The following is a 7726-nucleotide window of genomic DNA, read 5'->3' as shown; positions in this document are numbered from 1 at the left end:
CCCCCCCCCGCTGCCCCCCCGCTGCTCGACGTCCCCCGCCCCGCCCTGGGCACCGGGGCCGGCCGGGGGATCGGCCGGGGCCTGGCCCTGGGGCTGGCGGCCCACGGCTGGTCCCTCGCGCTGGTGGGGCGCACCGAGGAGCGCCTGCAGGAGGTCGCGGCGGAGATCGTGACGCGGGGGGAGTCCCCGACCGAGCCCGTGGTCGCGGCGGCCGACCTGACCGACCACGCCGCGGCCCGTGCCGCCGTCGCGCAGGTCGAGGCGGCCTTCGACGACCTCGGCGGGATCGGTCTGCTGGTCAACAACGCGGGAGTCATCGAGCAGCGTGAGGTCAGCCTCGTGGAGGACGACCTCGAGGACACCTGGCGGGTGATCGAGGCCAACGTCCGCGGTCCCCTCGCCGTGACACGCGCGGTCCTGCCCGGCATGCTCGCCCGCGGCGGTGGGCGCGTGGTCAACATCAACTCGGGGGCGGCCCACCGTGAGTACTCGACGTACACGGGCTACAACATCAGCAAGGGTGCTCTCGCCCGCCTCACCACGGGACTGGACTCTCAGTACCGCGACAGCGGCATCCGGGCCTTCGACCTGGCCCCCGGCGTCGTCGCGACCGACATGACGGCCGCGATGCCCGCGCACGCCGACCGCACCGAGTGGACGCCGGTCGAGGCCAGCGTCGAGCTGCTGCGCGCGATCGGCGCCGGCGAGCTCGACGCACTCTCGGGCCGGTTCTTCCGCGCCGGGGCCGACACGGTCGAGGGCCTCGTGGCGCACACCTACGAGGTTCTCGTGAACGACGCGCGCCGGCTGCGCCTGGTCACCTGGGGGTCGGACGACCCGATGTAGGCCCGCTCCTCCCTCAGTGACGGACGGCGGCGCGGACCTCGTCGCTGACCGTCACGGGACCGAACCACGCGGTCACCCGGTCCACGACGGCGTTCTCGAACGCGTCGTCGTCGTGCTGCTCGCGCAGCCACCCGTCGAAGCTGCCGTGCGCGCACTCGTCGAGCTCGTCGTGGCAGGTCTTGGTCTCGGTGACCGCGCGGACCAGCAGGTCCTCGGCCTCGCGGGCGGTCCGGTACAGGAAGGGGTATCCGGTGGGCAGGATCGCGCGCGCCCACGGGGCGTCGGGGAAGATCCCGATCGCCCCGGCGACCATGGCCTCGACGTACTCGAGGCCGTAGGACTCCTCGGTGGCCGTCGCGAGGAAGGCCGTCGTGCGGGCGAGGGCGTGCCAGTAGTCCTCGCGGGACGCGGTGAGCGGCCCGACCCAGCTCCAGTCGCGCCGCGACAGCCGCAGGGCCTCCTCGGAGATCAGGTGGGACTCGTGCAGGCGTGCCTCGACCCGGAGGGGAGTCCGCCTGGCCACCCGCTCGACGACGTCGAGGAACAACCTCGGCTGCTTGCGCTCGGAGACGTAGATCGCGGGGTAGAGCACCACGGGGATCGCGGGCTCGGACCGGGGCTGCACGTGCTCGAGCCGGATGCCCAGGTTCACCCACGCGATCTGGGCCTTGCCGGCGAGGGACGGGATGGCCCACTGCTCGACGATCTCGCGGATCTCGGTCGCCGTCCGTGCGGAGTTCGCGAACGTCGGGAACAGCGCGCAGGAGAGCGCGAGCGCCGCCCGCTCGACCTGGTGCGTGCACTGCGAGGTGTTCCACCAGACGAAGTTCATGATCCGTGGTTCGCGGCCCCCCGCGTGCAGCGTCTGCCACACCGCCAGCGAGTCGAGCACGTCCATGGTGATGACGACGGTGCTCTCGGTGTCGACGAACTCGAGGGGGATCATGTCGAAGCCGTCGCAGGTCCGCGGCCCGGGTCCGATCAGCAGCGCGTCGGGGAACACCCGGAGCAGCCGGCGGACCAGGGTGGCGCCGGCGTCATGGCCCATGACATGGCCCTCGGGGTCGACCCTGGCATCCGCGTACCGCACCGCGACCTTCATCGTCCCTCACCCGTTCGTGTCTCGATGAGCTCGCGGTCCTCGGCGGAGAGCGCGGGCTCAGGGGGTGTCGCACCCGAGCCAGCAGCGACGACGTCGTCCTGCGTCGCCCTGGGGGCCTGGGCGTCGCCCGTGCCGTTCGAGCTCGGGGGAGTGACCGTAGCCTCGTCGTCGTCCTCGAGGCTGGTCTGGATCCGCATCCCGTAGAAGGACCGGTGGACGAAGAAGCACATCGCCAGGAAGAAGATCCCCGCGAGCCACAGCACCAGGGTGTGCCGGCCCTGGGCCTCGAGGCTCACCGCGAGCTCGACCGCGAGCAGACCGAACAGGGTGGTGAACTTGATGACCGGGTTGAGGGCCACCGAGGAGGTGTCCTTGTACGGGTCCCCGACGGTGTCCCCGACGATGGTCGCGTCGTGCAGGGCGGTGCCCTTGGCGTGCAGGTCCACCTCGACGATCTTCTTGGCGTTGTCCCAGGCCCCGCCCGCGTTGGCCATGAAGTTCGCCTGGTAGAGGCCGAAGACGGCGATCGAGATCAGGTAGCCGATGAAGAAGTACGGCTCGACGAACGCGAAGGCCAGGGTCGCGAAGAACAGGCCGAGGAACATCGTCAGCATGCCCTTCTGGGCGTACTGGGTGCAGATCTCGACCACGCGGCGCGAGTCCTCGGCGCTGGCCCTGGTCACCCCGTCGAGGCGGATGGTGCCCTTGATGAACTCGACCGCGCGGTACGCCCCGGTGGTCACGGCCTGGATCGAGGCCCCGGTGAACCAGAAGATCACCGCGCCACCGGTCACCAGCCCCAGCAGGAAGGGCGGGTGCAGCATGGACAGGTTCTCTAGGCCCGTGGTGAGCCCGTCGGTCAGGGCCATGATGATCGAGAAGATCATGGTCGTGGCCCCGACGACGGCGGTGCCGATGAGCACGGGCTTGGCGGTCGCCTTGAAGGTGTTCCCGGCGCCGTCGTTCTCCTCGAGCATCTGCTTGGCCGTGTCCCACTGGGCGGTGACGCCGTACTCGCGCTCGAGCTCGCCGTCGATGCCGTCGATCTCCTCGATGACCGAGAGCTCGTAGACGCTCTGGGCGTTGTCGGTGACCGGGCCGTAGGAGTCGACCGCGATGGTCACCGGCCCCAGGCTGAGGAACCCGAAGGCCACCAGGCCGAAGGCGAAGACCGCGGGGGCGACCATGAGGCCGTCCAACCCGGTCAGGCTGATGAGGTAGGCCCCGCCCATGAGGCCGATGATCGCGATGCCGAGCCAGAAGGCCGCGAAGTTCCCCGCCACCAGCCCCGAGAGGATGTTGAGGGAGGCCCCGCCCTGGCGCGAGCTCTTGACCACCTCGCGCACGTGCTTGCTGCGCGTCGAGGTGAAGGCCTTGACCAGCTCGGGGATCAGGGCGCCGGCCACGGTACCCAGGGAGATGATCGTCGCGAGCCGCCACCAGCTGCCCGTGGTGTCCAGGTCCCGCAGCACCACGTAGGTGGTCGCGTAGGTCGCGAGGACCGAGACCACCGAGGTGAGCCACACCAGGTTGGACAGCGGCCGCTCGAAGTCCATCCGTGCGGCACTCGCGTAGCGAGCCCGGGTCCACCAGTCGTTGACCAGGTAGGAGACCGCCGAGGCCACGACCATCACGGCCCGCACCACGAACAGCCACACCAGCAGGCTGGCCTGGACGGCCGGGTCGCCGACGCCGAGCAGGATGAAGGTCACCAGGGCGACGCCGGTCACGCCGTAGGTCTCGAAGCCGTCCGCGCTCGGGCCCACCGAGTCCCCGGCGTTGTCCCCCGTGCAGTCAGCGATCACGCCGGGGTTGCGGGCGTCGTCCTCCTTGATCTTGAAGGCGATCTTCATGAGGTCGGAGCCGATGTCCGCGATCTTGGTGAAGATGCCCCCCGCGATGCGCAGGGCTGCGGCGCCCAGGGACTCACCGATCGCGAAGCCGATGAAGCAGGCCCCCGCGATGTCCGGCGGGAGGAACAGCAGGATCACGAGCATCGCGAAGAGCTCGAGGCTGATCAGCACCATCCCGATCGACATCCCCGAGCGCATCGGGATGCGGTGCACCGGCAGCGGGCGCCCGCCCAGGGCCGCGAAGGCCGTGCGGGAGTTGGCGAAGGTGTTGACCCGGATGCCGAACCAGGCCACCGAGTACGAGCCCGCCATGCCGATCAGGCTGAAGGCGATGACCACGGCGACCTTGCCCCAGGCCAGGCCCACGAGCACGCCGTAGTACAGCAGGATGATCGAGGCGATGAACCCCCACAGCACCAGCAGGAACTTGCCCTGCTGCACCAGGTAGGTCTTGCAGGTCGAGTAGATGAGCTCGGAGATCTCGCGCATCGAGGGGTGCACGGGCATACGGCGCAGGTCCAGGTAGGCGAGCAGGCCGAAGCCCAGCCCCAGCACGCAGACCCCGAGCCCGAGGATCAGCAGCAGCCGTCCCGAGGCGCCACCCATCACGGTGACCGCGCTCAGGTCGGGCAGGACCAGGTTGACCTCGCCGCCGTGCGCGCCCTCGGCCGACGAGTTCGCCCCCTGCGCGCTCCCGCTGGCCGAGCAGCCCGCGAGGGCCAGGCCGACGACGCCGAGCAGGCCGGCACGCAGACCGCGTCGCCGTCGGCGCGTACCGCCCGGTCCGCCGGTGCCGCCCGGTCCCTCGGAGCCGGCCGAGAGCCGTCGTCGGACCCGGTCAGGGGTCGAGGTGGAGGGTGCCGGGCGGGGAGTGCTCACGATGGCCTCGGGCGGTGAGTAGCGTCGTTGCTGTCCCTTCGCACGCTAGGACCGCAGGAGGGCCCCGACCTGAGACCTTCGGCCCGGACGACCTCCACGACCCGGCGGGAGACCTAGGTCCCCTGTGCGGCCCGGATCCGAGGAGCACTCTGAAGAGCAGCGACGTCGGCAACGGGGCCGGCGTCCTGCGCAGGGAGGCGCGCCATGGCGACCTACGTCTACGACTTCAGCGAGGGCAACAAGGACCTCAAGGATCTGCTCGGGGGCAAGGGGGCCAACCTCGCCGAGATGACCAGGCTGGGTCTGCCGGTGCCCCCGGGTTTCACCATCACCACCGAGGCCTGCCGGGCCTACCGCAGCACCGGGCACCTGCCGCCCGAGCTGAGGGTCGAGGTGACCATGGCGGTGCGCCGCCTCGAGGACGAGCTGGGCCGCGGGCTCGGCGACTTCCACGACCCGCTGCTGGTCTCGGTGCGCTCGGGGGCCAAGTTCTCGATGCCCGGGATGATGGACACGGTCCTCAACATCGGGCTCAACGACGCGTCGGTGCAGGGACTGGCGAAGTTCTCCGACGACGAGCGCTTCGCGTGGGACTCCTACCGTCGCCTGATCCAGATGTTCGGCAAGACCGTCCTGGACGTCGACGCCGACCTGTTCTCCCACGCCCTGGACGCCATGAAGGCCGATCGCGGTGTGGCGGCCGACACCGAGCTCTCGGCGGCGGACCTGCACGAGCTCGTCGAGCAGTTCAAGACCATCGTGCGTGAGGAGTCGGGGCGCGACTTCCCCCAGCACCCGCGCGAGCAGCTCGACCTCGCGATCACCGCGGTCTTCGACTCCTGGGACACCGACCGGGCCCGCCTGTACCGGCGTCGCGAACGCATCCCGAACGACCTGGGCACCGCGGTCAACGTGGTCAGCATGGTCTTCGGCAACCTCGGTGCCGACTCGGGCACCGGGGTCTGCTTCACCCGGGACCCGTCGACGGGCCGCTCGGGGGACTACGGCGACTACCTGCCCAACGCCCAGGGGGAGGACGTCGTCGCGGGCATCCGCAACACCCTGACCCTGGCGGACCTCGAGCGCCTCGACCCCACGAGCTTCACCGAGCTGCGCCAGGCCATGCGCCGCCTCGAGACCCACTACCGGGACCTGTGCGACATCGAGTTCACCATCGAGCGCGGCAAGCTGTGGATGCTGCAGACCCGGGTGGGCAAGCGCACCGCGGCCGCGGCCTTCCGGATCGCGACCCAGCTGGTCGACGAGCACCTCATCACCCTCGACGAGGCCCTCGAGCGGGTCACCGGGGCGCAGCTGGGCAAGCTGATGTTCCCCCAGTTCGACGCGCGGGCCGACGGGCGCACCCTGCTCACCACGGGCATGGCGGCCTCACCCGGGGCGGCCGTGGGGCAGCTGGTCCTGGACTCGGTGACCGCGCAGGACCGCGCGGCCGAGGGGGCCGACGTGATCCTGGTGCGGCGCGAGACCAACCCCGACGACCTGGGCGGCATGATCGCGGCGGTCGGCGTGCTCACCTCGCGCGGGGGCAAGACCTCGCACGCCGCGGTCGTCGCGCGGGGTATGGGGACCACGTGCGTGGTCGGTGCCGAGGCCGTCGAGGTCGACATGGCCGCCCGACAGGTCCGCGTGGGGGAGCGCGTGATCGACGAGGGAGAGACCATCGCGATCGACGGCTCGACCGGGGAGGTCTTCCTCGGGGCGGTGCCCGTGGTGCCCTCACCCGTGGTGCGCTACCTCGAGGAAGGGCTCGAGGCGGCCCTGGCCGACCTGCCCGCCGAGGACGAGGAGACCGCTGAGCTGGTCGCCGCCGTCGACCGGATCCTGACCCACGCGGACACGGTGCGGCGGCTGCGGGTGCACGCCAACGCCGACACCGCCCCCGACGCGCGCCGGGCACGGACCTGGGGCGCCCAGGGGATCGGCCTGTGCCGCACCGAGCACATGTTCCTCGGCGAGCGGCGCGTGCTCATCGAGCACCTCATCCTGGCCCGGACCGACGAGGAGCGGCAGCACGCCCTCGACGCGCTCCTCCCGCTGCAGCGCGCTGACTTCGTCGACCTGCTGCGCGAAATGGACGGCCTGCCCACGACCATCCGGCTGATCGACCCGCCGTTGCACGAGTTCCTGCCCGACCTCACGGCCCTGTCGGTCAAGGTCGCCCTCGCGACCGAACGCGGTGAGGAGGGGCCCGACCTCGAGCGGGACCGGGCGCTGCTCGCCGCCGTCGAGCGCATGCACGAGGCCAACCCGATGCTCGGGCTGCGCGGCGTCCGGCTCGGCCTGGTGGTCCCGGGGCTCTTCGCCCTGCAGATCCGCGCGGTGGCCGAGGCCACGGCCCAGCGCCTGCACGAGGGTGGTCGCCCGCACGCCGAGATCATGGTGCCGCTCGCGGCCTCGGTCATGGAGCTGCACCTGGTGCGTGACGAGGCCGAGCAGATCCTCGCCGAGGTCGCTGCGGCTGAGGGGGTCCAGCTGCACGTGCCCATCGGCGCGATGATCGAGCTGCCCCGGGCCGCGCTCACGGCCGACCGCATGGCCGGGGCCGCGGCCTTCTTCTCCTTCGGCACCAACGACCTGACCCAGACCACCTGGGGCTTCTCGCGGGACGACGTCGAGGGCGCCTTCTTCGCCGAGTACACCGAGCGCGGGGTGCTGAGCGTGTCCCCCTTCGAGACGATCGACCAGCGCGGGGTGGGGCGGCTCGTGCGGATCGCCGTCGAGGAGGGCCGGGCGGCGCGGCCCGACCTGGGGCTCGGCGTCTGCGGCGAGCACGGCGGCGACCCCGAGTCGGTGCACTTCTTCCACGAGGTCGGCCTCGACTACGTCTCCTGCTCGCCGTTCCGGGTGCCGGTGGCCCGGCTCGAGGCCGGGCGGGCCGCGGTCGTGACCGGAGGTGGGGACACCCGCTGAGGGAGAGGGCCACGGGGCTCGCGGGTACGCTCACCCCGTGCCCGACCTGAACCACGCCCGCAGCCACGACCCCGAGGGGGGCGGCGCGCAGCCGGCGCCCGTCACCCCGCACCAC

At 71.5% G+C, this 7726-nt stretch carries 4 protein-coding genes; 2 read left to right on the top strand and 2 right to left on the bottom strand.

The window, feature by feature from the left end; all coding sequences use genetic code 11:
• The coding region (locus L0B03_RS11155; protein ID WP_308200041.1) for an SDR family oxidoreductase at positions 1-846 on the top strand (846 nt) is incomplete at its 5' end.
• Between the two features lie 13 nt (positions 847-859).
• Here the strand turns inward: L0B03_RS11155 and L0B03_RS11150 are convergent.
• Positions 860-1948, bottom strand: a complete 1089-nt coding sequence (locus L0B03_RS11150) for a glycosyltransferase family 1 protein (RefSeq protein ID WP_250445867.1) — start codon at positions 1946-1948, stop codon at positions 860-862.
• Positions 1945-4524 carry a sodium-translocating pyrophosphatase gene (locus tag L0B03_RS11145; protein ID WP_284501678.1) on the bottom strand — a complete coding sequence of 860 codons (2580 nt, stop codon included), beginning with the start codon at positions 4522-4524 and terminating at the stop codon, positions 1945-1947. The genes L0B03_RS11150 and L0B03_RS11145 overlap by 4 nt, the downstream gene beginning before the upstream one ends.
• Before the next feature lie 360 nt (positions 4525-4884).
• Between L0B03_RS11145 and ppdK the strand changes: the two genes are divergently transcribed.
• Positions 4885-7611: a pyruvate, phosphate dikinase gene (gene ppdK / locus L0B03_RS11140; protein WP_250445865.1), complete on the top strand. Its 2727-nt coding sequence runs from the start codon at positions 4885-4887 to the stop codon at positions 7609-7611.
• Positions 7612-7726 lie beyond the last annotated feature (115 nt).

The organism is Actinotalea sp. C106, from assembly GCF_023630195.1.
GTDB lineage: Bacteria > Actinomycetota > Actinomycetes > Actinomycetales > Cellulomonadaceae > Actinotalea.
Note: the sequence above shows the minus strand (reverse complement) of the source record. Positions and strands in the feature narration are given on the sequence as shown.

What these genes read in the sequence shown, in the direction of transcription:
- L0B03_RS11150 (WP_250445867.1), bottom strand. Translation starts at nt 1,948, where the DNA reads ATGAAGGTCGCGGTGCGGTACGCGGATGCCAGGGTCGACCCCGAGGGC.
- ppdK (WP_250445865.1), top strand. Translation starts at nt 4,885, where the DNA reads ATGGCGACCTACGTCTACGACTTCAGCGAGGGCAACAAGGACCTCAAG.